This window comes from Pseudomonas sp. (genome assembly GCF_036404235.1).
Lineage (GTDB): Bacteria > Pseudomonadota > Gammaproteobacteria > Pseudomonadales > Pseudomonadaceae > Aquipseudomonas.
Map to the genome: position 1 here is coordinate 1 of NZ_DASWOT010000163.1, position 26,622 is coordinate 26,622.

Annotated in this window: 22 protein-coding genes; 3 read left to right on the forward strand and 19 right to left on the reverse strand. The window is 59.4% G+C overall.

Translation table 11 applies throughout. From position 1 onward, the window contains the following. The 11 genes from VGC62_RS20380 to VGC62_RS20430 all read right to left on the reverse strand — a co-directional run. Nucleotides 1–165 (reverse strand): response regulator (locus VGC62_RS20380; RefSeq protein ID WP_331188957.1); only part of this gene is annotated, 165 nt, incomplete at its 3' end. Further along, complete coding sequence (locus VGC62_RS20385; protein WP_331188881.1) at nt 158–562, reverse strand: response regulator; 405 nt, start codon at nt 560–562, stop codon at nt 158–160. The genes VGC62_RS20380 and VGC62_RS20385, both read right to left, overlap by 8 nt. Then, on the reverse strand, nt 547–2,274 hold the full coding sequence (locus VGC62_RS20390; protein WP_331188882.1) for a PAS domain-containing sensor histidine kinase: 1,728 nt from the start codon (nt 2,272–2,274) through the stop codon (nt 547–549). The genes VGC62_RS20385 and VGC62_RS20390 overlap by 16 nt, the downstream gene beginning before the upstream one ends. Before the next feature lie 269 nt (nt 2,275–2,543). After that, complete coding sequence (locus VGC62_RS20395; RefSeq protein WP_331188883.1) at nt 2,544–4,460, reverse strand: avidin/streptavidin family protein; 1,917 nt, start codon at nt 4,458–4,460, stop codon at nt 2,544–2,546. Nucleotides 4,461–4,612: 152 nt separating this feature from the next. Continuing rightward, nucleotides 4,613–5,974, reverse strand: coding sequence for an MFS transporter (locus tag VGC62_RS20400; protein ID WP_331188884.1), 1,362 nt, complete (start codon nt 5,972–5,974; stop codon nt 4,613–4,615). Between the two features lie 18 nt (nt 5,975–5,992). Beyond that, the gene (locus tag VGC62_RS20405; RefSeq protein ID WP_331188885.1) at nt 5,993–6,814 is read right to left on the reverse strand and encodes an aspartate/glutamate racemase family protein; all 822 of its coding nucleotides are present in this window, start codon (nt 6,812–6,814) and stop codon (nt 5,993–5,995) included. Between the two features lie 25 nt (nt 6,815–6,839). Beyond that, the gene (locus VGC62_RS20410) at nt 6,840–7,730 is read right to left on the reverse strand and encodes a hypothetical protein (RefSeq protein ID WP_331188886.1); all 891 of its coding nucleotides are present in this window, start codon (nt 7,728–7,730) and stop codon (nt 6,840–6,842) included. 59 nt (nt 7,731–7,789) lie between these two features. Further along, entirely contained in the window at nt 7,790–9,193 is a 1,404-nt protein-coding gene (locus tag VGC62_RS20415; RefSeq protein ID WP_331188887.1) for an aminopeptidase P family protein, read from the reverse strand. A gap of 11 nt (nt 9,194–9,204) precedes the next feature. Then, nucleotides 9,205–10,863, reverse strand: a complete 1,659-nt coding sequence (locus VGC62_RS20420) for a hydantoinase B/oxoprolinase family protein (protein ID WP_331188888.1) — start codon at nt 10,861–10,863, stop codon at nt 9,205–9,207. Beyond that, nucleotides 10,860–12,959 (reverse strand): hydantoinase/oxoprolinase family protein, encoded by a 2,100-nt coding sequence (locus tag VGC62_RS20425; protein WP_331188889.1) that lies wholly within the window; start codon nt 12,957–12,959, stop codon nt 10,860–10,862. Before VGC62_RS20425 ends, VGC62_RS20420 begins: the two co-directional genes overlap by 4 nt. A 296-nt stretch (nt 12,960–13,255) precedes the next feature. After that, the gene (locus tag VGC62_RS20430; protein ID WP_331188890.1) at nt 13,256–15,907 is read right to left on the reverse strand and encodes a LuxR C-terminal-related transcriptional regulator; all 2,652 of its coding nucleotides are present in this window, start codon (nt 15,905–15,907) and stop codon (nt 13,256–13,258) included. A gap of 299 nt (nt 15,908–16,206) precedes the next feature. Between VGC62_RS20430 and VGC62_RS20435 the strand changes: the two genes are divergently transcribed. Next, nucleotides 16,207–17,148, forward strand: a complete 942-nt coding sequence (locus tag VGC62_RS20435) for an aliphatic sulfonate ABC transporter substrate-binding protein (RefSeq protein WP_331188891.1) — start codon at nt 16,207–16,209, stop codon at nt 17,146–17,148. A gap of 18 nt (nt 17,149–17,166) precedes the next feature. After that, complete coding sequence (locus tag VGC62_RS20440; RefSeq protein ID WP_331188892.1) at nt 17,167–18,492, forward strand: LLM class flavin-dependent oxidoreductase; 1,326 nt, start codon at nt 17,167–17,169, stop codon at nt 18,490–18,492. Nucleotides 18,493–18,665: 173 nt separating this feature from the next. Here the strand turns inward: VGC62_RS20440 and VGC62_RS20445 are convergent, their stop codons facing one another. From VGC62_RS20445 to VGC62_RS20480, 8 genes are all read right to left on the reverse strand, one after another. After that, on the reverse strand, nt 18,666–19,076 hold the full coding sequence (locus VGC62_RS20445) for a RidA family protein (RefSeq protein WP_331188893.1): 411 nt from the start codon (nt 19,074–19,076) through the stop codon (nt 18,666–18,668). 67 nt (nt 19,077–19,143) lie between these two features. Next, complete coding sequence (locus VGC62_RS20450; protein WP_331188894.1) at nt 19,144–20,124, reverse strand: agmatinase; 981 nt, start codon at nt 20,122–20,124, stop codon at nt 19,144–19,146. Nucleotides 20,125–20,184: 60 nt separating this feature from the next. Continuing rightward, nucleotides 20,185–20,952: an amino acid ABC transporter ATP-binding protein gene (locus tag VGC62_RS20455; RefSeq protein WP_331188895.1), complete on the reverse strand. Its 768-nt coding sequence runs from the start codon at nt 20,950–20,952 to the stop codon at nt 20,185–20,187. A gap of 12 nt (nt 20,953–20,964) precedes the next feature. Next, nucleotides 20,965–21,609: an amino acid ABC transporter permease gene (locus VGC62_RS20460; RefSeq protein ID WP_331188896.1), complete on the reverse strand. Its 645-nt coding sequence runs from the start codon at nt 21,607–21,609 to the stop codon at nt 20,965–20,967. A gap of 10 nt (nt 21,610–21,619) precedes the next feature. After that, nucleotides 21,620–22,276 (reverse strand): amino acid ABC transporter permease, encoded by a 657-nt coding sequence (locus VGC62_RS20465; RefSeq protein WP_331188897.1) that lies wholly within the window; start codon nt 22,274–22,276, stop codon nt 21,620–21,622. Further along, entirely contained in the window at nt 22,273–23,658 is a 1,386-nt protein-coding gene (locus VGC62_RS20470) for an MmgE/PrpD family protein (protein WP_331188898.1), read from the reverse strand. The genes VGC62_RS20465 and VGC62_RS20470 overlap by 4 nt, the downstream gene beginning before the upstream one ends. 2 nt (nt 23,659–23,660) lie before the next feature. Continuing rightward, nucleotides 23,661–24,461, reverse strand: coding sequence for a transporter substrate-binding domain-containing protein (locus VGC62_RS20475; protein WP_331188899.1), 801 nt, complete (start codon nt 24,459–24,461; stop codon nt 23,661–23,663). A 64-nt stretch (nt 24,462–24,525) separates the two neighbouring features. Then, nucleotides 24,526–25,398 carry a MurR/RpiR family transcriptional regulator gene (locus VGC62_RS20480; protein WP_331188900.1) on the reverse strand — a complete coding sequence of 291 codons (873 nt, stop codon included), beginning with the start codon at nt 25,396–25,398 and terminating at the stop codon, nt 24,526–24,528. Nucleotides 25,399–25,824: 426 nt separating this feature from the next. Here VGC62_RS20480 and VGC62_RS20485 point away from each other — a divergent pair, with 426 nt between their 5' ends. After that, complete coding sequence (locus VGC62_RS20485) at nt 25,825–26,547, forward strand: alpha/beta hydrolase (RefSeq protein WP_331188901.1); 723 nt, start codon at nt 25,825–25,827, stop codon at nt 26,545–26,547. Nucleotides 26,548–26,622 lie beyond the last annotated feature (75 nt).

Genomic DNA, 26,622 nt, shown 5'->3' on the forward strand with positions numbered 1-26,622 from the left:
GAGCAGGATAAGATCGGGCGGTTCTTGCTCGACCATTGCCAGGGCTTCTTCTCCTGAGCGGGCGGTCAGCGTCCGATACCCTTGGTTCTCGAGCATGACGCTTAGCAGTTTACGAACCTGAACTTCATCGTCGACGATCAATAGTGTGGCGGTCTTTTCAGACATAGGGGAGCTCAGGCAAGGGCTGTGCAGGCCGTTTGTTTTTAAGCAACGTGTCAATCGCCTGATAGAGTTCCCGGTAGCGTAGAGGTTTGACGATGTAGGCATCACAGCCGGCAAGGCGAGATTTTTCTTCGTCTTCCTTCATGGCCATTGCGGTGAGTGCAATCACCGGAATGGCCGCGGTCTGGACGTCCTGTTTGAGCAGTGAGGTCGCTGCCAGGCCGTCCATTCCAGGCAACTGGATATCCATCAGAATCAGTTCGGGCTGATGCTCACGAGCGAACGCCAGACCGGTTTCTGCGTCGGTCGCACAGAGCACGCTGTGTCCGGCATTGTTCAGCAATAGGCAGGCCAGACGCATATTGGCAGCGTTGTCTTCGACGATCAGGATGTTGGCCATGCCGCCTCCACCGCGATTGGGCGGATTGGCAGCCAAGCCACAAAACGCGCTCCTGAGCCTTTGAGGCTGGACGCCGCGACACTGCCACCGTGCAGTTCGGTCAGTTGCTTGACCAAGGCCAGGCCCAGGCCCGTGCCATCAAACTTGCGCGCCAGGCTGCTGTCGATTTGGCTGAAAGCCTTGAACAATTTGCTCATGTCTTCCTCATCGATACCAAGGCCGTCATCGCTGACGCTCAGTTCAAGAAACTGCGGATAGTCGCTGGGGGCAATCTTAAAACTGTACACCGGCCAGTCGCCCTTAATAGTGCCCACTTGATCACGTGGTACACGGCGCACAGCCAACGTCACCGACCCGCTTTGCTCGCTGAACTTCACGGCATTGGATAGCAGGTTGTAGATAATCTGTTTGGTTTTGCGCAGATCGAGTTCAAGCGTGCCGAAATCGGTATCGGTTTCCAGCTTCAACTGAATGCTTTGCAGCGCGGCTTTCTCGCGGACGATCAGCAAACTGTTGCTCAACAGGCTTGCGAGCTCCACGGGTTCAAGCTCCAGCGCCATCATCCCCGCTTCGACTTTGGACAGGTCGAGGATGTCGTTGATCAGCGACAGCAAGTGTTGACCGCTGGTGAAGATGTCAGTGATGTACTCGCGCTGGGTCTCGCTCATGGCGCCGACCATCCCATCCTTGAGCGCCTCGGAGAAACCGATTACGGCGTTGAGCGGGGTGCGCAGCTCGTGAGACATGGTGGCAAGGAACTCAGACTTCATGTTGCTGGCACGTTCGAGTTCAATATTTTTTTCCTCCAGCGTGCGTTCGAAGCGTTTGCGCTCGGTGACATCCCGAGCCGCGGCAAACACGCCCTGCAGTTTGCGGTCACGGTCATGAAAGGTGGCGGCGTTATAGGAGACCACCGTTTCGGTACCGTTATAGGCGCGTACGGTGAGTTCGTAATCGTTGACCTTGTGTTCGCTGAGCACTCGTTTGATCGCAGCGTCAGCCCGCTCCGGGTCGGTGAAAAAGTTCTTGCACGGCGCACCGATCAGCTCGTCCCGGGTTCGACCTGTCAGCGCCATCATCTGCTTGTTGACGTCGGAAATGATGCCTTGGGGGTCTGTCATCATCAGCGCGTCGATGTTCGATTCGATTAACGAGCGGGTGTAGAACTGTTGATCGCGTAGGCGTTGATCAAGTAAGGCCTGCGCTGCTTCTTCCTGCTTGCGTGCGGTATTGTCGGTGCCGATCAACAGATAGCCAATGATCGTTTCGGCGCTGTCGCGCAATGAGGTGACGGACACCATCGCTGACAGGCGACTGCCGTCCTTGCGGATGTAGGTCAGCTCATAAATGTCTTCGATGCCGCGCGATGCCTTGAACACCAACGCTTCGAAGCCAGGCGTAATGGGGGTGTTCAGTTCCAGGCTGAGGGCCGCTGCGCGAGTAATCAGCTCAGCGGGGTCGGAAATATCCGCCGGGGTAATCAGGTTGACCACGTCCTCGGATTGGTAGCCAAGCATGCGCTCAGCACCGACATTGAAGATCTGGATGACACCTTTTTCGTCTGTGGCGATGCTGGAGAAGTAGGCACTATTGAAAATAGCGTCTTGAAGTGCGCCTGTTTTGAGCAATGTTTTCTGACGTCGAAATTCGACTATTTTTTCGGCGCGAGACTGGGGTTCGGCGAGAGGACTTTCTACTGGTTGTTTGTCCATTGTTCGGATGACCGTCAGCCCGCATGGCTGCCTGCGAAAGGTGGGGAAGTACAGCGTGATGCACGGATAACCGTCTCAAGAAGGAACGCAGCAGCTAGACCATAGCAGACTACTGCGAATGAATGGCTGCGCACCTTTAGCCATTTGCTGCTTGATCCGCCATTCAGGCTGAGCACCTGGGTCGTAACACTTGCACTTGACCGTGAGGGACAGTCCCCCGGCAATGTCCATTTATCGCTGTCATTGACGGGGTTGGAAGGATGGATGTGCTACTCAGGCTTACGTTTGAAGCTGAGGGCTGAGATTTGTGTCTGCACATAACTGTGAGTGGCGGCCGTCGGTGTACTGGACATCAGCATGACACTGAGCTGGTTGTTTGTCCGGTCCAGAGAGCCTGACCAGCTAATGACCGCCGACTCTCGTGCCGCCGTCAGGCTGACCGATTGCAGCGATAGCCCGCTGGCGGCCGCATTGATGTCGGTGAAGCCCGATACCTCAATGTCACCGGACACTGATGAAAGATTACCGCGCACCAGACCGAAGCGATGCTGGTCGCAGGCATGAACGCTCAGTTTCAAGACGCTGCCATCGGTTGCTACCCAGGTGCCGTTGAGTGCGTCAGGTACAGGTTCGTCGTGCGTGACTGCGCTGTACAGGTTCTGCTCGGCGCTAACTCTGCGATAGGTCAGTTTGTCGATGTAGGTTGCGCTGTCGGCGAGCCCAGGAAAGTCACTGGTTGCCACCAGCAGGTGTGAGAGGGTCAGCACTTGCGCCTTGTCGGTGATGCTGATCTGGCCACACAGGCCCGATGACCAGTTCCAGCTAGGGTCGGCGGGATCGTTGCCCGTGGAGTGCCATTCGATGGCCAGCGCTATCGGCTGACCGTGCTCAGGCGTGGCGGCCGCCTCCAATTGATACCCCGTCACTGGGTATTTGCCCGACGAGCCCGTCGAGGATTCATAGGTCCCGGACACCTGATTGCCGGACACGCTCAGGGTCATCACCGAACCGTAGTCGTTTTTCCAGGTGCCAGCGACTGTTTCCAGGCGCGATTGCACCGGGATGGGCGGCGTGAGAATGATTTTTTTGCTGGCGACTGTTCTCGGGCCTGGATCGAAGCTGCGCGCCGATGAGCGCGTGATGATCTGTGGGCCATGAGAGCGATTGAACAGCCAGATGCCGACAGGTGCCACGGAGTACAGCTTAGGGCTGCGTTCAACCACCTGGTATTCGTAGACGGTGTAGCAATGCTCCATCACGACGGAGCCGACCAATACCAGTTCAGGTAAGCCCAGAGGCGTAAATTGCGGGAGGACCTGACCCTTCTGCGGTCCTTCCTCGACCTTGATGTTGTAGAGATTGGCCCCCAGTGTGATTTCGCCATCGGCAAACTCCAGCACAACCTCCGGATGTCCGCCTCGGGCAATGTGCTTGAGTGTTTGGCGCATGACGTTGTCATCGCCCTTGAATTGGGAGGAGCCTGAATCCAGGGCGAATTTGATGTCGCTGGCCAGGGTTTCACCGCCCACGGACCAGGATTTCAGGTCGGTTGCCCAAATGTACTCCACACCCGGTAGCTGGCTGTAGACAGACCACGGCAGGAACAGGTGCGGACCCTTGATTTTGGACGCGTCAACACCGCCCATCTGGCAGGTGCCGCTTTTGGTGTCTGCGTCCCAGTCGAAGGCGACATAAGGCTGACGTGGGTCGATCCGGCCCAACTGCAGCCATTCCTGAAATAGAAAGGAACTGTGCGCCTCGACATAGGCACTGCTGGAGGGAAGTCCGATGCCCCCGTCCCAGTCGAGCTGCTTGAACTGATCGCCTGCGTAATCGGCCGCGAGCAACAGCTGCGCGGTCAGGCTGGAGCCATCGGGCGCAGTGAGTACGTCGGTCCCGGATTCTACTTGCATGGTGCCCCACGGCCCAAAGCTGTAGGGCCGTTGCAGGTTGTCGGTGAAGGAAAAGGTGCTGGAGGCCTTGTAGTCGAACAGGCCAGCACTGTAGTGCTGGCATCGATCTTTCGGACAAAGGCTGGAGGTGGTCCATGTGATGTTGGTGCCGGTGTCGATCGCCATTTTCAACGGCTGGCCGGGCGTGCCCAGGCTTATTGTCGAAAACCACGGCGTGGCGCCGTTGTTTTGAAAGGGGCCACGCTGCATTTGAAATACCAGACTGTCTGCCATTGATTCATATCCTTTTGAATGCCATTGCGGTAGGTCCGCGCTTTATGCCTCGGGGCACTGCGCGTGGGCATGGATTAAAGAGAATCGCGGGCAAAGGGGATGCCAGTCAGATTCCTGACTGGCTGTGAGAAATGACTCTATCGAGGGGTGTTTTAGCGAAGGGCCTTGCCCTCGGTTTCTGGAATGAAGATCGCCAGTGCCACGGTGACCAACATGAATACGTTGATGATCGTAGTGGTCATATTGAAAGACGCGCCGTAGGCCACCAGAGCACCAATCAATGATGGCGCAAGAATGTTCGCCACACGCTGAGCGAAAATGGCCCAGCTATAGCCCAACGTACGCAGTGAGGTTGGGTACAGCTCGCCGATCCAGGTGCCCCAAACGCCCCATGCGCCGAGGCTGAAGAAAGCCAGGGCGAAATTGCTCAAGTACAGCATTTCCAGGCTCTGGGCATTGGCGAAGCCATAGCCTGCGATAACCGAGGCGCTGATAAAACCAACAATGACTCTTTTACGCCCGAGCCGGTGGGTCAGCCAGGAGGCGGCCATGTAGCCGGGGATCATGCACAGCGCCGACAGGGCAATGAAACCGTAGCTTTGCGGCAGGCTCAAGCCGCGCTGCTGCAACAGTGTGGGTAGCCAGGTTTGCAAGCCCCAGTAACCCCACGAGAACGTAAAGTTAACGAGGATTTGCAACAGGCTGACTCTGAGCATCGTGGCGCCGAACAGTTCACGATGCTGGCCCTGAGCGCTTTGATCCACGCTCAATCGGCAATCGGCGGGTACACAGACTGCACCGCGACTGAGCCTGTCGATGACTGCCCTGGCTTGTGGCTGATGGTCGCGAGCTGCCAGCCAGTAGGGCGACTCGGGCACCCAGCGGGCGACCACAATGGCCCACAGACTCGCCATCGAACTCAAAACAATGATGGCGCGCCAGCCCAGTGGCAAAAACCAAACCGTCGCACCGAGTGCAAGCAGCATGCCGAACGGCCAGCCCGAGGCCAGGTAAACCGAGAGCGAACCGCGATGGCGCACCGGCAGCAGCTCCTGAAAATGGGCAAACGTCACCACCATCATGCCCACTGCTGCCACACCGGACAGCAGCCGTAGCCCATAGAGCGCGGCGTAGTTGGGGGCAAATGCGCTGGCAAAGGAAATCACCCCATAGGTCACCAGGCTCAAGAGGATGGCGTGTTTGCGGCCAAGGCGTTCGGCCAGTTTGCCCCAGACCAGCGAGCCCAGCATCATGCCGATAAACATGGCACCGATCAGGTTGCCAATGGCCATGGCGTCCAGTTCAAAGTCCTTGGCGATCAACGGGGCGGTGTAGACGATGATCATCATCTCCCACGCCTCGATGGCGAATACAAAGAACAGCGCAAAACAGCTTTTCAGGTGCTCCCGGGTCAAGGGGAAATCGTTGAAGACATCACCGACCTGCCTTGAGGTGGTGAACAGAGGTTCAGCGGATGCATTGTCCACTGGGGTGATCTCGGGGGTGTGGGGCATGATGATTGATCCTGAGCGCTAGACCTTGATGCGATTGCCGATAGGCACCGGAGACTGAAACAGGCCGAAGGTTTTGATCTCGGCTTCCGACGGCGACTCGCAACTGCCGACGCGGCTGGGCGACCAGCCAAACCGGCGTTTCATTGCCGCCAGTGATTCGGCCTGCTTGAACGCCGCCACCACCGGGTCGATGACTGGTACCCCAATCTCCTGTTGCACCTGTTCAAAAAAGCCGAATTCAATGGTGCAACCCAGGACGATGGCTTCGGCACCGTCTTCTTCAACGGCCAGGCGGGCCTGTTCAATAATCCGGCGACGGGTGAGGGCGGGGTCGCGTTGAAACTCATCGACGCCCATGCCCAGCGGGCGCATGGAGGCCAGTTGATCTGCCGCGCCATAATCACGAACTTTGGCCCGCATCTGCTCGATCCACTTGTTGCGACCTACGATGATCGAGAAGCGGTTGGCCAGGTTAGCCACGACTTGCAGGCTTGCCTGGCACGGGGCGATGACCAGGCTGTTGCCCGATATTTCCCTGGCGTCTTGCAACGCCGGGTCGTAGAAACAGCCAATCACCAGCGCGTCTATATCCTGCTGCGCACAGTCGCGGGCGATACGAACGGTTCGTTCGTAGGTCAGTGCTTCATACGCCCGGTATTCCAGGTGCGTCGGGCTGGGCTGCAGGTCGAACGAGACCACTTCGACCTGTGTCGATGGCTGCTTGATGCTGTGCAGCAGTTGGGCAATCGGTTTGTCGAAGGTGGCAAAGCCAATGGGGTTCAGCCAACGAATTGAAACCGGAATATCGTGAGGCTCGGCAGTCAGCATTGAGCTGTCCATAGGGGTGTCCTTGATGGATTTGCGGTCAGAAAAACTTCACCAGCGCCATGGTCAGTGTGTTGGAGTGGGCGAGGTTGGCGCTGTGGTAGTAGTCAAAGTTCATATTCGCGGAGAGGTACAGCCCCTGTTGGGCAAACCCGGTGTAGGTCATGGAGGGGCCGATTTTGCCTTCGCGCGAAGTCTGGAAGTCCGACCTTGCGTAGTTGTTGATGTGGTAGACGTGGTGGACGCCCAGCCACAGATCGTCGCTGACCAGATAGCCCGCCGCGATATCGGCCAGCCACAGGCTGACGCCACCGCGCAGGCGACCTGAGGTATCGTTGCCCAGATCGGTCGAGTGACGGTTACGGGCGGCGTAGTGAATGCCGGCCGGGGTAAAGGTGGTGGCAAACTTGCCCAGCCGCAGGTAATTGGCCAGGCTGAAGCTTGCCGCATAGCGGTTGGCCCCGGCGGCATAGCCCGCCACATCGTCATTGCCATTGGGGAACTCGATCATCAGCGTCGGGTTGGTCCAGAACGTACGGTAATCCGCGGCCCCGTATTCGCTGGTCGGCTCGATAACGTTGTAGTAATAGGCAAAGCCAAGGTTCGGTGAGGCGATGCCCCAAGGGCTGGTGCCACGGGCATTGTTGGTACTGGCGTAGCCGGGGACGGCACCCACCCAGAACTGCAATTGATCGCGCTGGGTGCCGGTAAAACCGGTTTCGGAAAAGTACGACATCACCGTGTTGGCCCCGGCTCGTACATCGCCGTCGCTGGTGCGGTTGAACACCGGGAATGACTCCAGTGCCCAGCGTCCCGGCAGGCCAGGTTGGCCAAAGCCAATGAATTGTTCGGCTTGGGTGTATGTACTCGTACCGAGCACAAAGGCACCCGCAAGCCATGAGGACAGGCGTGTCAGTCGTTGCGATTTCATGATGGCACTCTCTTGTTATTGTAGGGGCGGCCGGTCTTGATCCAGCCGTTGCCAAGCCCTCAGGACATGGCGGCTTCGACCTCATCGGGGTGTTTGGGAATAGGCGGTCCCAGCACTTTGCCGGTGCTGTCGCTGACCATGACGACATCCTCGATACGCATGCCGCCAAAGTGCTCGTAGTCGAAAAAACGCGGGTAGCAGATAAGGCCCTCGTGCCGACGCTCGGCATGCCAGCGCTTGATCAGGGAAGGAATGAAGTAGATGCCCGGCTCGACGGTGAGCACCATGCCGCGCTTTAACGTCTTGCCCAGGCGCAGATTGTTCAGGCCAAACAGCGGGCTTCTCTGCACGTGCTCGTCATAGCCCACGGCGTCCTCTCCCAGTGACTCCATGTCATGTACATCCAGACCGAGCTGGTGCCCCAGGCCATGGGGAAAACACAGGGCGTAGGCGCCCGAGTCGACGATGTCCTGGGCGCTGGCGCTGAAGAAGCCCATCGCTGTCATGCCTTCGACCAGCTTCAGCGCAGCCAGGCGGTGTACATCCCGGAAGGCAATGCCGGGACGAATTATTCCAATGGCGTACGTCTGAACCTCGTGCAGCAGTTCATACAGATCACGTTGATTCGTCAGGAAACGTCCACCCACCGGCAGCGTGCGAGTAATGTCGCTGGCATAGCCCTGGGCACTGGAGGCCCCGGCGTCATTGATCACCAGGTCCCCCTTCTGAAGGCGCTCGCCGTGTTCAAGGTTGTGCAGGATTTCCCCGCGCCTGCTGAAAATCGGTGGGTAAGCTTCCTGCAACCCCTTGCCTCCCAGCACCCGACGCATCTCTGCCACCACTTCGCGTTCCATAACGCCGGGGCGGGTGACTTGCATCGCCACCCGATGCATCTCGTGGGTCACGTGCAAGGCGCTCTCAATTTCGCCGATTTCGTGGTCATCCTTGATTTCACGCAGGGCGACTACCGCGCGGATAAGCGCCTGAGAGGCCCCACTGCCCAGGTGGTCTGGGCATAGCCCGGTCAACCTTGCGAGCAATACCGCTGATTCGCCGCGATACGGCGGCAGAAAATGCACAGTGCGACCGCAATCGGTGGCCAGTTGAATGACCGACTGCACATCGGCAAGCGGCCTGGATGCCCGGCAACCCGAAGCGGCGGCCATGTGGGCGACGCACACGGTTGTTCCCCGCCAGATCACCTCATTCATGACGAGGTCATCTGCAAACAGCGTCTCATCGCCGGTGTCCAGGTCGATGAGGCCGATCAGCCCGGGTCGGTCGAGGCCGAAAAAGTAGCTAAATGTCGCATCCTGTCGAAACGGGTAGCAGTTGTGGGCAAAGTTGACGGGGGCGTCTACGTGGCCCGGCAACAGGACCAGCCCGTCGCCGAGCCGCTGACGCAAGGCATGGCGCCGCTGGCGGTAAACGGTTTCCGGGAACATGTCGATGATGAGTGCCATGGCTTTGCACCTCAGATCACAACGCCGTAAACCGTGCGAGCGGTTTCGGCATCGAGGTAGTCGTTTTTCAGGTCGTCGATCACCGACGCAGGGTTGCGCTCGGCGGCAGGACCGTAGCCGCCGCCCGAACCAGTACGGATCCGGACCAGATCGCCAGCGTCGAGATTCACGCTGCTGGCCATTGCATAACGTTCCTGCGTACCGTCCTGGCGGATGACTTCGACATAGTTAGGCGAGCCATCGGCACCCTGTTCCAGCCCCCAGGGCAGCACCACCGAACGGGTGTAGCCACAGGTCAGGAAGCTGGCGTTGGAACGGATGCGGTAATCAATACAGATGCCGCGCCCGCCACGAAAACGACCGTGCCCACCGGGCTCGTCATTGAGCGCCATACGCTCGACGTATAAGCCATATCGCGCCTCACAGACTTCGGCGGGGCAGTTATAGGTTTCACCGTGCAGCCCGCTATACATCGCGTTGTTACCGTCGCGTCCGTTCTCGGCTCCCCAACCGCCGATTTCCGGTTCGACCAGGGTGAACATCCGCCCGGTGTCGGGGTGCAGCCCTCCGATGATGGTGGCGCAGACTGACGCGAAGTTTCCGGCAGGCAAGCGTTCTGGAAACTGCTGCGCCAGACAGCGCAGGATCAGGTCATGCACGCGGATCAGATTTTCGAAATAGAAGCCTTGCGCGGCGGGCGGCTGGGCATCGAACAATGAGCCGGGACGGGTCAGTACCTTGAGTGGCAGGAACGTGCCGCCATTGGTGATGCCTTGCGGCGCGGTCAATGCCTTGAAGGCCATTTGCGCAGCCACCACTGCGCCGTCGCGGCTCAGGTTGGTCGGCCCGGCGCACTGGTCCGGGTTGTCGCGCAGGTCGACGATCATCTGCGTGTCGCTGATGTGGATCGCGACCTTGAACACGCTGCCGTCGTCCTGACGCTCATCTTGCTGGAAGTCACCACCTGGCAAATTACGCAGGGCGCTCAGCGAGACTTTTTCGCCCAGCGTCATGAAGTCCTGCATCGCGATCAGAAACACATCGGTGCCGTATTTTTCCGTCAGTGCCCGCAAGCGTGTAGCGCCACCGCGCACAGCGGCCACCCCCGCCCACAGATCACCTTCCATAAAGTCAGGCATGCGCGTATTGGAGCGCAGGATCTGCAACACCGAGCCGATGGGTTGGTCTTTGCTGATCAGCTTGACCGCCGCCAGGCGCAGCCCTTCCTGGAAAATCTCGGTGGACTCGGTCGACAGCGACCCCGGCACCTGGCCGCTGACATCGTTCCAGTGCGCGATGTTGGCGGTCCACGCCACAAGCTGCCCGTCGGCGAAAACCGGCATTGCCAGCACCACGTCGTTGAGATGGGTGACGCCGCCGCAATAAGGATCATTGGTGATAAAGACATCACCGGGCTCGATGGCATCCGGTTCGGCGTGATGAATCAGGATCTGCTTGATGGCTTTGTCCAGAACGCCGACGAACGCTGGAATACCGGCGCCGGAACTGGCGATTTCGCCCTGTGCGTCGGTGATCCCGGTGCCCATGTCCAGCACCTCGTAAATAATCGGGCTCATCGCTGCCTTGCGCATCGCAGCGAACATTTCGTCGGCAATTGCTTGTAGCGAGTTTTGAATGATGTCCAGGGTAAAAACGTCGAGTCTGCTCATGCGGCCGCTCCATCTGTGCCGATTGTGATATGCAGGTTGCCGAGGTGATCCACACGTACGCTGTTGCCGGGGTGGACGACGATGGTGCAGCCGGTGTCTTCGATGATGGCGGGGCCTGAAAACGTCATATGCGGTTCGAGCCGGGCGTAGTCGTAGAGGGCGGTGTCGTGGATACCTTCGAGTGCGAAGTCCACATCGCGATGTCCCTTGCGCGCTTCGTCGAGAGGGCGACCGGTGACGGGCAGCGGTTGCAGGGTCAATTTGCCGATCCGGGCGACGGCCACCAGATGGAAGCCGATGATTTCCAGCGGCGCGTTCAGGCGGTAGGTGTATTGCTGCTCGTAAAGCGTGTGGAAGCGTTGCGCGATCTGTGTCCAATGGGTGGGCAACTGCTCGTCGCCCAGCAACGGCACCTCGACGGCGTGTTCCTGATTCTGGTAACGCAGCTTGCAGTAAACGCTCAGCTCAACCTGATCGGGGACGATGGCTTGGCTGACAAACTGCGCACGGGCGTCGTTGCACAATTCATCCAGAAACACCTGGGTGTGCGCCAACGCTGCGTCGCGCTCGGTTTCGACAAAACGGTTGATAAACAGGTCGCGGCTCAGGTCCGACATGGTCATGCCCCAGGCGGAAAACACCGCAGCACCGCGTGGCACGATGACTTTCCTGACGCCCAACTCCATCGCCAGGGCTACCGCATGCATGGCGCCGCCGCCACCAAAGGCGATCAGGGTGAAATCCCGTGGATCATGGCCGCGACTCAAGGACACCAGTTTCAGCGCATTGACCATGTTGTCGTTGGCGATGCGCACGATGCCCCGCGCCACTTCTTCGGCAGGCAACTCCAGGCGCTTGCTCATTTCGCAGAACGCCCGCGTCACGCTTGCCATGTCGGCAACCATTTCACCGCCGCAGAAGTAGTCGGGATTGATACGCCCCAGCGCCAGGTTGGCGTCGGTGGTGGTCAGCAGTGTGCCGCCGTTACCGTAAGCCACCGGACCTGGCAGGGCGCCCGCCGACTGGGGGCCGACGTGCAATTTGTCGAACTCGTCGACCCAGGCGATGGAGCCGCCGCCATTGCCGATTTCCACCAGATCCACCACCGGCACCATGATCGGGTAGCCGGCCCTGAGCCTGTCGCGCTCGATCCAGTAATCAGTCTTGATAGCGACCTCGCCGTTGAGCACCAGTGAACATTTGGCGGTGGTGCCGCCAATGTCCAGCGCCAGCAGGTTGGGTTCATCGATCAGCCGCCCGAGTTCGGCAGCGGCCCAAAAGCCGCTGGCCGGTCCCGACTCCACCATCGTGATGGGGATGTCACGTGCATGGGCCACGGTATCGACCCCGCAGTTGGACTGCATGATGTACAGCGGTGCGCGATAGCCGCCCGCCCGCAGACCTGCCTCCAGATTGTCCAGATAGCGGGCTGCAATCGGCTGCACATAAGCGGACAACACCGTGGTGCTGGTGCGTTCATATTCACGCCATTCGCGGGTGATCTGATGCGAAGCGACCACCGACACCTGCGGCCAGAGTTGCTGCACCTGTTCCAGCACTGCTTGCTCGTGGGCGGGATTGGCGTAGGCGTGCAGCAGGCAGATCGCGACGGCTTCGACGCCGTCGCTGCGAAAGTCGTCGAGAAGGTTCGCTAATCCCGACAGGTCCAACGGCTCGCGCTCTTGACCATCGGCCTGCAGCCGCCCGCCGATTTCGCGACGCAGATAGCGGGGGACGAAGGGTGCGGGCTTGACCCATTTGAGGTTGAAATAGTCAGGTCGATTGGCCCGGGCGATTTCCAGACTGTCGCGAAAACCCCGCGTGGTGATCAAGCCGGTCTTGACGCCTCGGCGCTCGGTCAGCGCGTTAATGACCACCGTGGTGCCGTGAGCCAGGAAATCCACTTCGCTCAACGTGACATCGGCCTTGTGCAGGACGTTGAGGATGCCCTGCGCAAAATTGGGCGGTGTGGTGTCGACCTTGGCTGTGCGAAGGGTTTGCTGGCCGGTAAGCGGATCGTGTTCAAAGTAGACCAGGTCGGTGAATGTTCCGCCGACATCGGTCGCTACCCGCACGGTTTTTCCGTTCATGCTCATAACGCATCCCCTGTGATGTGATTATTTTTGTAGGAAGCAGGAGAGGATCGATTGCCCGATCATCGTTGCTGATGACCGGATGCTACGAAGCGACGCCATGCGCTTCTACGAGCGGCGCGGGTAGGTTGGGGGGATATCGCGCCACGGACTACCCGGATGGGTAGATTGGTGGTGACGGTCTACAGCGAACCGTCAAACAAGCGCGCACCGAAAGGACATCGGTGATGGGCGGCTCGAAACAAAGTGGTTGGCGACAATGCGATGGGGTGATCCGGACGTGATGCTCAACGCAACCCTTAATCGTGCAAATCCAGCAAGCCCTGGCGCAGCGCGGCACTGATAGCCGCAGCGCGGTTGTCCACTGCCAGCTTGGCGAAAATGTGTTTGAGGTGGAACTTCACGGTGTTGGCAGAGATGTCCAGCGCTTGGGCAATGGTTTTGTTCGACTGGCCGCTGGCGAGCAACGCCACGATTCGCGTTTCCTTGGCGCTCAGCGGCGCCTTGGGCCTTACCGGGTGCGCGCGCCAGCCACGCAGGCGGCTTGTGATCCTGCTGAGTGCCGGGAGGCTGTCTTTGCAGGTGTCCAGCGCTGGCAATAGACAAGGGCCGACTTCCAACAGCAAACCGGGCACGGTCTGTTGTGTCATCGGGGCGAGAATCCGGACAACGTCTTGCGCGTGAAGGGTTTTGTCAGTCTTGCATTGCGCAGCCAAAGCCATCAATTGCAGGCGCCACGCCGGCAGATGCAAGCCCTTGTCTTGCAGTTGCGCGGCTTCGCATTGCAGGCGGGCAAGTGCGGCGCTCGATGCGCCCGTGGTCATGAGCAGTCGGGTCAGGGCCAATGTCGCGGCTTCGTGGGTTCGCCAATCCTGTCGCTGATCCGCCATATTCCGTAAGTCGCAGTCCACAGCTTCCTGACGAGCTTGTGCCAGTTGTCCGCTTTGCACCAGCACGTCAACGCGCCAGGCCTGGACCAAGCGGGTCAATCGAGGCCAGTCGCGCCGTGTAGCGAGGCGGGTCAGGTGCTCAAGTTCGCGCAATGCGACCTGCATGCCCTGTGCGCGCAGCGCAACACGCCAGGTGACTTCGGCCGTGGCGACCACCACATCCAGCCAGCCATCGGCATGCTCCAGCGAATCCCAGCCATCTTGCAGCCACGGCGCTGTTTCGGCCCAGTCGCCCTGCCAATAGTGATGTTGCGCCTTGACGCAGCCGACCAACGCTTTCAACGAGCTTTGCTTGCCGAAGTGGTCGTCGGCGAAGGTGAGCGTTTCGTTGACCAGATCCCGGGATTCTTCAACGCGCCCGGCCAGCGCCAAGGCCCGAGCTTCATGAATTCGGCAGAAGTTTTCGCCGCGCAGGCTGGAGACCATACGCATTTCGACGCGCGCAGCCCTGACGGTTTGCAGGGCCGAGTCCAGTTCGCCATGGGTCAGTGCCGCCAGGGCGTGTACACACTCCAGGGTGGCGTGGGCCAAGGCATGCTCCGCGTTTGCCGAAACATACGAGGACGGCCCCCGAGGGGCATCGACGGTCTGTTCGAACTGGTCGGCATAGGCCCTTGCGAGTGTTTGCACGACCTGAAAATCGTGGTTCAGACGCGGGTCTCGATGGGTTGTCGCGTCAGCCAGATGCAGCAGTTGCGAGCAGAGTGCGTGGTCTCCCAGCTTGGCATGCAGGTAGGCGCGTAATAGGAGAAGGTCGGGTTCGCTGCATTGCGTCGTTTCGTCAAACTGTTTCACCAGTGCCTGCGTGTAGCGAATGCCATGGCGCAATATCAGGCTCCAGCCGCCGGCACGAACCACCAGGCTGACGGCCAGCGCGGTGTCGCCAGCCTTGAGCGCATGATTGATCGCCTGTACCCAGTCCGCCCCGTCTGCCAGGCACTGCGCTGCTGCGCGATGAATGTGGCGGGCGCGTCGAGTGTCCAGCCGCTGACGGAGGAACTCACCCAACAAGCTGTGATAGCGAAACCACTGGCGCTCGGCATCCAGAGCAATGAGCAGCGGGTGCAGGTGTGTCAGTTGTTCCAGCATCTGCAGACTGTCGTGTCGGTCGCGTACGGTATCGGCCAGTTCGGCGTTGAAACGCGTCAGCAAGGCGGTCTCAAGCAGGAAGGCTTGGCACGGCTGGGAAAGACCGGCCACGATTTGCTCCGCCAGGTATTCGGCGACATCCTCAACCCGACCGGAAAACGAGGTGAGCCCGTAAAAGGAACCCTCGCGACCGTCCCGCCAAAGGCGAGCCAACTGGACGGCCACCGCCCAGCCCTCGGTGGTGTCGTACAAATGACGCACATCCGCAGGGGCCACATCGGTGCCGAGAATACTGGCGGTTTCGTCCAGTGATAGGCTCAATTCCCGCGCCGACAGTTCATGCACCCAGCCTCTGGTTTTCCAGCGGGCCAGCGGCCAAGCGGGCCGCGAGCGACTGGCTACCACCAATTGCAAGCGCTGACCGGCTTGCTCGCGCAGGGTTTGCATAATGGCATCGACCGCATCGCTGGCGGCGTTGTAATCGTCAATCAGCAAGGTCACGGGGTGTTCGTTGTGCATCAGTATCTGCAACAGCGCCGACACAGTGCGTTGCTGTTGCGCGTCCAGGGTTTGCGACCTGGCCAGCCTCGGCAAATGCCCAAGGGCCAGCCCGGCGTTCTCCAGCGCCAGGATCAGGCAGGACAGAAAACGGTTGGGTTCGGCATCCGCCTCATCCATGGACAGCCACGCCACGGTCGCTTTCGCAGAGTTGGCAAGCAACATGTCACGCCACTGCATGAGCAGGGTCGTCTTGCCGTATCCGGCTGGCGCCACCATCAGCGTCAGGGGGACGCCGATATGTGCCTGCATCGAGGCCAGCAGTTCCTTGCGCGGTATCGCGCCAAGCAGCGTCGAGGGCGGTGCTAGTTTGCCAGCCCAGATCCAGGAATCGGGCAAACATGAGGCGGGCATGTGACTCATGGCAAAACAAATCCAGATCAGCGAAGAAATCCAAGGCGCTTTTAACAGCAAAACAAGCCTTGCGGTGATAGGGAGTGTTACAGGGCGTTAGGACGCGGTTCGAATCGTTATCGTCCGGTGGCCGGTCGAGCGACGACCTTCATGGCACACGCCTGAAAGAACCGGCATAAGCTTAGATCTATACGTTTCTTTCATAATTGTGGTTAGTTTTTATAATAAAAACGACTTTCAATCTCAGCACTCATGCCTTTTTCTGTTGAGCCCACGTTCCGCACCCCCGAAGGATTGCCATGACCCTACGAAAATTCATCGTCGCAGCGGGCCTGCTGTTGGCGGCTGTGACGGCGCATGCCGAACAAACCATCGACATCGGTTATCAACGCTCCTCGACGTTGTGGATACTGCTGAAAAACGACGGTCAGTTGGACGAGCGACTCAAACCGCTGGGCTTTAAGGTCAATTGGCATGAGTTCAGCAGCGGCCTGCTCAGTGCGTTGAACGCGGGCAGTGTCGATTTGCATGCCGATGTGGCCGATGCGTTTGCGTTGTTTACCCAGGCGGCCAATGCGCCACTGACCTACTACGCGCGCGAGAACCCATCGCCCAGCGCTCAGGCAATCATCGTTCCCGAGAATTCGCCGATTCACAGCGTGGCGGACCTAAAGGGCAAAACCGTGGCGGTCTCCAAAGGTTCGGGCAGCAACTTCCTGCTGATTTCTGCGCTCAAGCAGGCCGGACTGACCCTCAATGACATCACCCCGCGCTATCTTGAAGCGCCGGATGGCGTGGCCGCGTTCGCCAGCGGCAATGTGGATGCCTGGGCAATCTGGGACCCGTTCCTGGCCACGCAACAGCGTGAACATAACGTCCGGGTAATTGCCGATGGCACCCACGGCATTGCCGACTACAACCGGTTTTATCTGGCGACTACCAGTTTTGCCAAGGCCCACCCGCAAGTCCTGCAGGTGGTGTTCGATACCCTGCGCGAGAAAGGCCAGTGGGTTAAAGCCAATCCCCAGCAAGCGGCAGTAAAACTTGGGCCGCTGTGGGGCAACATTCCGCCTGAAACCGTGGAGCTGGCTAACTCGCGCCGCAGCTACGACATCGTGCCGGTCAATGTTAGCGAGCTGGCCGAACAGCAGCGCGTTGCCGACACCTATTACCAAGCGAAGCTGATTCCCAAGCCGTTGAAGATTTCCGACATCACCGTCTGGACGCCCAACAACAAGTAATTCGACTGGAGCCACCCAATGAGCCGCCAAATTCACTTGTCCGCGTTCCTGCTCACAGGCCCGGTCATCCATAGTCACGCCGCATGGCGCCACCCGGAAACCATCGGCAATTACCTCGATCCTGAGTACTACGCCCGCACGGCCAGAGTGGTGGAAGACGGCTTGTTTGATTTTCTGTTTTTTGCCGATCGCCTCGCCGTGGGCGATCAGATGGGCGGTTCGCGTGACTTGGCGTTGCGCTATGGCGCTCAGGATGCAACACGCCTGGACCCACTGCCGATTGTCTCCTATCTAATCGGCCAGACCAGCAAGCTGGGGCTTGGCGCCACGCGCTCGACCACGTATTACGAGCCTGCTCACATCGCTCGCGAGTTCGCCACCCTGGATCACCTGTCCAAGGGGCGCGCCGCCTGGAACATTGTCACGTCCATGAACGACAGTGAGGGACGGTTGTTTGGCAAGGACAAACACCTGGAGCACGACCTTCGCTACGACCGTGCCGATGAGTTTGTCGAGGTGGTGTTGAAGCTGTGGCGCAGCTGGGAGCGCGATGCGTTGAAGCTGGACCGCGAGAACGGCATCCTGGCCGACCCGGCGAAGATCCATTCGGTGCAGCACCAGGGCGAATGGTTCAAGGTCGAAGGCCCACTGAATGTTCCGCGCACGCCCCAGGGCAGGCCGGTGTTGATTCAGGCGGGCTCATCGGGACGCGGTCGCCGCTTCGGCGCACGCTGGGCCGAGGCGATTTTTACCATTCACCCGCACCTGAAAGCGATGCAGGCATTTCGCGAGGATGTGCGCGGGCAGGTTGTGCAACAGGGACGTAATGCTGACAACTGCAAGGTGTTGACGGCGGTCATGCCATTCATTGGCGGCAGCGAAGCCGAGGCCCGAGCCAAGCGCGATAAACACAACGCATTGGCACGACCTGAATTGGGCCTGGTAACGCTGGCCTCACAGTTGAACGTCGACCTGTCGTCGTTCCCGCTGTCGGCGACGCTGGCGCAAATCGCCAAATCGCCGCTGATTCATCCGGCTGCCGCAGAAAAATTGCTCATGCAGGGCGCCGATACCACGTTGGAGCAACTCGGCAGGATCTTTGCCAGCAGCGTGCGCGTTCCGCAATTGGTGGGCACCGGCGCGCAGATCGCCGACCAACTGGCCGAGATGTTCGTGCAGGGCGGCTGCGACGGGTTTGTCATTTCTCCGGCGTACTTGCCAGGCTCGTTCACTGAATTCGTCGAAAGCGTGATCCCGCATTTGCAACGCAAAGGCTTGTTCCGCACCGCTTACGAGGGATCGACATTGCGTGAGCATCTGGGCTTGGCGCAACTCACCGACTAAATCACGCGGTGTCCAGCAGCCATGGAATTCTGTGTGCGAATTCAATTCGCACACAGAGTGGTTAGCGCGGGCTATGCGTGTCGGATGACGTCACAACGGTGCAGGCTCAAGCTCCTCTCACACAGACCCTAGGCACAGGCAGATGATTCAAGCACCCTCTGCCTGCGCGATTATCATTCGGGAATCACCGCAATGACGTCGATTTCCATCAGCCATTGTGGCTGCCCAAGCGCCGAGACCACCAGTCCGGTGGAGATCGGAAACACCCCCTTCAGCCATTTTCCGACCACCAAATACACCTCTTCGCGGTAGCGCGGGTCGATTAGGTAAATGGTGATCTTGACGATGTCCTGTAACTGGCTGCCCGCTTCTTCCAGCAGTTGCTTGATGTTCTTCATCGCCTGCTCAGCTTGCGCGCCGGCATCGCCCAGGCCGATGAGATTACCGTCGAAGTCAGTCCCCAACTGGCCACGAACGTAAACGGTATTGCCCGCGCGCACGGCCTGGCACAGGTCGTTGTCGAGGTTTTGGTTGGGGTAAGTGTCCTTGGTGTTGAACATGCGGATACGGGTATGAGTGGGCATGATTAACCTGGTTGAGTCAGCAAGAAAATGGGTAAGAGGGGCCAATCCCTGGCCTTGATGCACGTCGTCAAATAGCGGCGGCTGGCACCGGCGGTGCATCGAAATAATCAGCGCGTACCGCCGCGCCAATCAGGTTGACGATCAGGCGCCCAGCGGTGATGCAACTGATGTTGTTGACGTCGGTGCTGGGGGTGATTTCGACGATGTCCATGCCCACGACCTTGCCCTTGTTCACCAAGCCGTGAATCAGCTTGCGTATCTGTACGTAGGTCACGCCGCCCAGCGCGGGGCCTGCAACGCCCGGCATGATCGATGGATCGAGGCCGTCGGCGTCGATGGTCAGGTAGTAATTGCCGTTGTCCGGAATCTGGTCCAGCACCGCTTGCATGCCGTTGTCATGCACGTCGTAGGCGGTGATCAGATGTGCGCCATAATCCAGGGCCGCCTGGAAATCTGCTTGCCGACCACTGCCTTGAGCGCGCAAGCCGATCTGGAAGATCTCGCCGATGTGCTCCATCTCCGAAGCACGACGTATGGGGCTGGAAAGGCCGTCGCGTACGCCATTAATCTCGTCGCGCCAATCCAGATGTGCATCGATGTGAATCAGCGTGATCGGGCCACGACCTTCGTAGGCACGCAAGATCGGGATCGGGATGCTGTGGTCGCCGCCGAGCACGATAGGCAGGGCGCCGGCATCGAGAATCTTGCGGATTGCTTGTTCGGAGCGCAGGCCGTGGCTGCTGAGGTCTGCCGGGTCCGCCGGGACGTTGCCACAGTCGACGACTTTCAGCGCACGGTTGTCGTAGATCGGACCACCGACATCGAAGTCATAGTGGTGCAAGGCGCGGCAAATACGATCACTCATGGCGCGAATCGCGTCCGGTGCTTTGCTCTGGTCGTTGCTGATGTGCTCGGCAACATAAGCCTTGCCGAAAGGCATGCCGATAATTGCCACGTGAGCGTCGAGGGTGTCCAGGTCGGTGCAGATCGGCGACCACAGGAAGCTCTGGTGTTTTTTCGACGGGGGTACGGTCAACGGGAAATCCATGGTGTCTCCTGAATGGGCAGTGTGAAGTAGAGCAAAAGAGTGAAAACGCGGGCTGGGCGATCAATTTTCCATGGACAGGAAACGGCGCAGCTCAGCGGTTTTCGGGTGGCTGAATAGGGTTTCGGGATCGCCGGCCTCGTGGACCTGGCCTTGGTGCATGAAGATCACCCGGTCGCTGACTCGGCGTGCGAAGGCCATTTCGTGGGTGACCATGATCAGCGTCATACCCTCTTTAGCGAGCCCCTCGACGACTTGCAGCACTTCGCCGACCAGCTCCGGGTCCAGGGCTGAAGTGATCTCGTCGCAGAGCAAGACTTGCGGGTTCATCGCCAGTGAACGAGCAATCGCGACACGTTGCTGCTGGCCGCCGGACAGTTGATCAGGGAAGGCATCGAAGCGTTCGCCTAATCCGACGCGCTCCAATAATTTGCGGGCATGCCGTTCGGCATCGGCGCTGGACGTTTTCTGCACCAGGCGCGGGGCGAGCATCACGTTTTGCCCGGCGCTCAAGTGCGGGAACAGATTGAAACCCTGGAAAATCATGCCAACGTTTTGCCGCAGTTCGCGCATGGCCTGGCGGTCGTCCTGGCGAAGCAACTGGCCATCGACGGCGACGCTGCCTTCCTGGAATTGCTCAAGCCCGTTCAGGCAGCGCAGCAGCGTGCTTTTGCCCGAACCGCTCTTGCCGATGATGCAGACCACTTCCTTGCGGGCGATCTGTAGGTCGACGCCTTTGAGCACTTCGTTGTCGCCAAAGCGCTTGCGCAAGCCGCGAATGTCTATCAATGCAAAGCCGGGGTTGAGGTCGTGAGTGTGGGACGGATTCATATTGGCAAGCCTCTAGCGGCGAAGTTTCTGTTCAAGTACACGGCTGTACCACGACAGCGGAAAGCACAAGGCGAAGTACATCAGCGCGACCGAGCCATAGATGAAGAAGGGTTGGAACGTGGCGTTGGTGATGATCTGCCCGGCGCGGGTCATCTCGACGAAACCGATCACTGAGGTCAGCGCTGTGGCCTTGACCACTTGCACCATGAAGCCGACGGTGGGCGCGATGCCGGCGCGTAACGCCTGGGGCAGAATCACGTAGCGCAGCTGCTCGCTGAAACTCAGTGCCAGGCTGCTGGACGCTTCCCATTGACCGCGGTGGATGGACTCGATACCGCCGCGCCAGATCTCGGTAAGGTAGGCGCTGGCGTATAGGGTCAGGCACACCGATGCAGCGACCAGTGGGGTGGTTTGAACGCCGAACATGGCGAGGCCGAAATACACCAGAAACAGCTGCAACAGCAGCGGTGTGCCCTGAAACAGCTGCACGTAAAGCATCACCAGCCCGCGCACCAGGCGGTTGCCGGTCAGGCGCAACACGACCAACAACGCGCCAACCAGTCCACCGCCAATGAACGCGATCAGCGACAGGCCGATGGTCCAGCGCATCGCCAGCAGCAAGTTCCGGGCGATGTCCCACAGCGTAAATTCGAACATGGGTTATTCCTCAACGACCGAAGATGAAGCGCGGACCGACCCAGTTCAGCAGGCGGCGCAGGGCGACAGCGAGCAGCAAATAAATGCCTGCCACCACGATGTAGGTTTCGAAATTACGGAACGAGTTACTGGCGATCTGGTTGGCTGCGTAGGTCAGCTCTTCGGTGGAAATCTGGCTGCACACCGCCGAGCCGAGCATGATGATGACCATCTGCCCGACCAGCGAAGGCCAGACCCGTTTCAACGCGGGCGGCAAAATCACCCGCGAGAATATCTGCCAGCGATCCAGCGCCAGGCTCTGTGCTGCCTCGATCTGTCCGTCTGGCGTGGCTTCGATGCCGGAGCGAGCGATCTCGCTGACATACGCCGCGAGGTTGACCACGTTGGCCAGAATTGCGGCTGTCAGCGCGGTCATTTTCAAGCCCAGACCGGGCAGCCCGAAGAAGATGAAAAACAGCTGAATGATGAACGGCGTATTGCGGATCAGTTCCACATACAGGCCCACCACCCAGCGTGCCCAGTTCGGGCCTTTGCTGCGGATCAGCCCGCAGGCGATGCCCAGCGCTGTGCCGAACACCGCTGAAAACAGAGTCAGAAACACGGTCAGCAACATGCCATCGAGCAGCAGCGGCCACTGTGTGAGTACTGCGGAAAAATCCAATGTCATGAGGCGCTCTGTTCCACCGAATGTAAGTGAGGCAGCAGGTCGCGAGCGCGAGTCAGCCGTTCGAGTTGCTCTAGCCGTTCAAACAGGGTTTGTGCGTGGGTGGCGGACATGACCCGCGTCGTGCATTGCATGAATTTGTCATGCAGTTGCGCTTGCGACAGTGGGTTGATCGCCGAGCCAAGCGGCATCGCGCAAAAGCGCTCGACACTGCTGCCGTCGTTGCGGATCACCTTGACCCACGCCCCTTCAGGTGCGCAGTCAAGCCGTTCGCTGTCCCAGCGCTCACTGCTGACCTTGTGTACGCGCTGCATCAGCAGTTGCAGGTCCGGCCGATTGATCGTTGTTTCGGCCAGTGTTTCCAAGGTGATCTCGTCCAGCAAACAGGTCGCGGCCATGGCGAAGGGCATGCTGAATTGCGCTTGCTGGCGCTGGGTGGGCGCATCATGGGTCAGGTTCTGGATCACGATAGGGGGGACGTCGCAGATGATTTCGGCGATATCCTCGACTGCCACCGCGCCGTCCTTGAGTATGTCCTTTAGCGCATCCACGGCGGCATGGGACGACAGGCAAAGCGGTATGCGCTTGATGTCGACGCCGGGGTCAAGCAGGCTCCAATTCTGCCCCGGCGGCGGCAAGGCCTTGAGTACACCCGCATTGAACATCGCAGCCAGGCCATTGGCATGTTCGACGATATCCACCGGTCCGCGACCGCCCTGTTCGGCCAGCAAGGCGGCGATAACGCCGGTCTCACTGGTGCGCCCAGCCATCAGCGCCTTGGCGTCAGTACCGAAGCAGGCTTTCATGGCCCCGGTGCTGGACAGTGCAATACCCAGCGCTGATGCCGTGCGCTCGGCATTGAGCCCCAAAGCATGGCACGCAGCAGCGCAGGCACCCACCACACCCAGCAAACCCGTGGTCCACCACCGGCGTTCATAGAGCTGTCGAGTCAGCGCTTTGGCCAGTGCGTATTCACATTCCGACCCGACCACGAACGCCGTCAGCAGCGCCGCACCGTTAAGGTCACGCATCTGCGCCACAGCCAGGACGGCTGGCATGATGACCACCGATCCGTGGACGACTCCGGGATAGCAGTTGTCGTCAAAGTCCAACGCGTGTCCGGCAGTCGCGTTGACGAAGGCCGCTGCTGGCGCACTGAGCCATTGTGCATGGCCCAGCAATACGGAGTATCCCGTGGCACTGACGGCGAGACTGACCGTTCGTGCCTGTTTGGCAACGTCGCTGGCACTGCCTGCCAGCGCGACCCCGAGCGTATCGATCAGGCAGCGTTTGGCGGCGTGTTGTACCGGCGGCGGAATGTCGGCCAATCGAACCCTCGCACTCCAGCGCGCCAGCTCGACCAGGGTGGGCGTGAGCGTGCTCATCATTATTCCGGCAGCTCGCCAGCCGGGGCACCCAGCCATTTCTGACAAATGGCGTCCAGTGTTCCATCGGCCTTGGCTGCACGAATGATCTCGTTCACCCTGGCGCGCAGTTCAGGTTGATCCTTGTTCATGCCGATGTAGTTGGGGGCGTTGGACAGTACCGCTTTCAACTCGATGTCCATGTTCGGGTTTTTCTGCTTCAGCGAAGCGGCAACCGTGGTGCCGATGGCGACCATCTGTGTCTGCCCGGAGAGGAATGCAGAAATAGTGCTGTTGTTGTCTTCGAAACGCTTGGTCACAGCCTCGGGTGCCGAGTCAGTCAGCTCGCGGTCCTGCATCGATCCACGCGTCACCGAAACGGTCTTGCCTGCCATGTCGGCCAGAGATTTAACCGGCAACGCCGCTGCACCAAACACAGCGTCGAAGAACGGCGAGTAGGCAATGCTGTAGTCGATCACTTTCTCGCGTTCGGGTGTTTTGCCCAGCGAGGAGATGGTGAAATCGGCTTTACCCGATTGAATATAAGCCACTCGGTTAGGCGCGGTGACAGGTACCAGTTCAAGTTTTACCCCCAGCTTGTCGGCCATCAACTTGGCCACATCAATGTCCAGGCCTTGTGGCGCCATGTCCGGGCCGACATAGCCGTAAGGTGGGTAGTCCACTGGTACTGCGACACGTAGTTCTTTACTTTTCAAGATGTGGTCCAGCGCATCGCCCGCGTGGACGAAGGTGCTGGAAAACAGGGCGCAGAGTCCCGCCACGATCAGCGTTCTGGTAACAGGCTTGCACGGGTTAAGGTTCATGGTGGTGCTCCGATGGTTAAACATCTAAAGGTTCGAAAACAGGTGCGGGAACGGAGGAGGGTGTTCAGTCCAGGTCCCACCATTCGCCAAGGCCCAGCAGTTTTTCTTCGGTGTGGGTGACTGACGCTTCGGCGTCTTGATTGGAGTGGGCTGACATCAATGCCACCAGCATTTCGCTGACCAACATGGCCGGTACGATGGTGTCGTAGAACGATGGCGTCTGGTTCTTCACGATGATGGTTTGCGCTGCAAGGCGCGCGGTGGGCGAGGTGACGCTGTCGGTGATGGCGATGATCCGCACGCCTTGCTGGTGCAGATAATTGGTCAGGGTTATCAGGCGCCGCGAATAGCGTGGCAAGCTGCACACCAGCGCCACGTCTTTGGGGCTGGTCTGGTTGATGATCGACATCACGCCGCTTTCGCCCGCGCCTTCGACCAGGCGCACGTTCTTCGCGAAATACGACGCGACGTGGGAAAACTGAAACGCCACACCGAACGACGAGCGCATGCCCAGGCAATACACCTGCCGTGCACCCGCCAGTAGGGCCACGGCGCGCGAGATTGAATCGAGGTTTTCCGGATTGCACATCGACTGGATCTGTTCGATGGCGTTATTGGCCATGTCTTCGATCACTTGATGTTCGCCGACACGTTGCTTGAGTTGGACCAGGCCATGGGCGCGCGGGCCATAGGCGTTGTTGCCGCGCAAGGAGGCAATGAACAATTCCCGCAGCTCGTCGTAACCGGACAGGCCGACCCGCTTGGCTAGGCGGGTCATGGTCGATGGAGGCACATTGGCCAAGCGCGCCAGGTCACGCATGGACATCACTGCCACTTCGTGGGAGTTATCCAGAATGAAACTGGCAGCGGTACGTTCTTGCCTGGGGAAGGTGTCGAACTGCTGCTTTAGTTGCGCGCAAAGTAAGTCTCGGTCCATCGGCATCGCCATGAAAGAAAGCGGAAGATGCCAGTGAATTTGCAACAGATGTGCCAGAAAAAATTGAAATGATTCAACTGAATCAGTTTGCCCCTGCATGGTTTTGCCACATTCGCTCGTGTGGTGCTGGGCGAGTGACTCGATTTCGGTTGGCTTGATTCACTCATTGAGTCGAATGAATCGTTTCGTGGGCGAGGACAAGCTCAGGCACGCGGTGTAATCGGCGCGCAAAGCTGAGTTCTGCGCACGTTGACAGGGCGTTGCACCGTCGCGGTGCGCTTGCAGGTGGTGATCGAATGATTGTCCGGCGCCCATAATCTGTATTACCGACAGCTTTGCGACAGCAACTCTGGGTCAATTGCGGGCTGACATCTGAGTCATGCTGGGTATGATGGGCCCGTCGTTTTTTTCAGAGGCCCTGTCGTAATGATGAAGTTCTTCGCCGCGCTGTTGTGCGTGTTTTCAGGTCTGGCCCATGCCCAGCCTGCCTTGCTCACCGATCTCGCCTTGCCTTACCTCGCTGCGGCGCCGGTCGATTCCAAAGACAAACCGCTGGTGATTTTCCTGCACGGCTACGGCAGTGACGAACGCGATCTGTTTGGCATCAAGGACGACCTGTCCCCCGATTACACCTACCTCTCTGTACGCGCGCCGCTGGAGGTCGATGGCGGTGGCTACAAGTGGTTCAGCCAGGACACTAACGTCGCCGACTACGAGGGTGTGACCCGCGATGTCGACGCCAGCACCACGCTGCTCACTCAATTCATCGAGCAGGCCACGAACAAGTACGGCACCCAGCCCGACAAGGTAATCCTGATCGGTTTCAGCCAGGGCGCGATGATGACCTACCAGATTGGCCTGCAGCATCCGCAACTGCTGCGGGGCATCGCGGCGCTCAGTGGCAAGATTCTTTCAGCCTTGAATGCCCGGCTCAAACCCGATGATCGGCTCAAGGGCTTGAAGGTGTTCATCGGGCATGGCACAGCCGACACCCGAGTGGCCTACACCGGCGCAACGGATGCGCGTGTGGTGCTGGAAAACCTGGCCGTCTTGCCAGCGTTTCATTCTTATCCGGGGGTAGGGCATAGCATCAGCGGCACCGAAGTGGCCGATCTGAACACATGGCTCAATGCCTCATTGGGCCAATAACCCGTCTCTGAACACTTCAGCGGCGCCGACGCCTGTGCTTAGGCGCGCTTGCCTGCGTGAACGTCGCGACCCAGC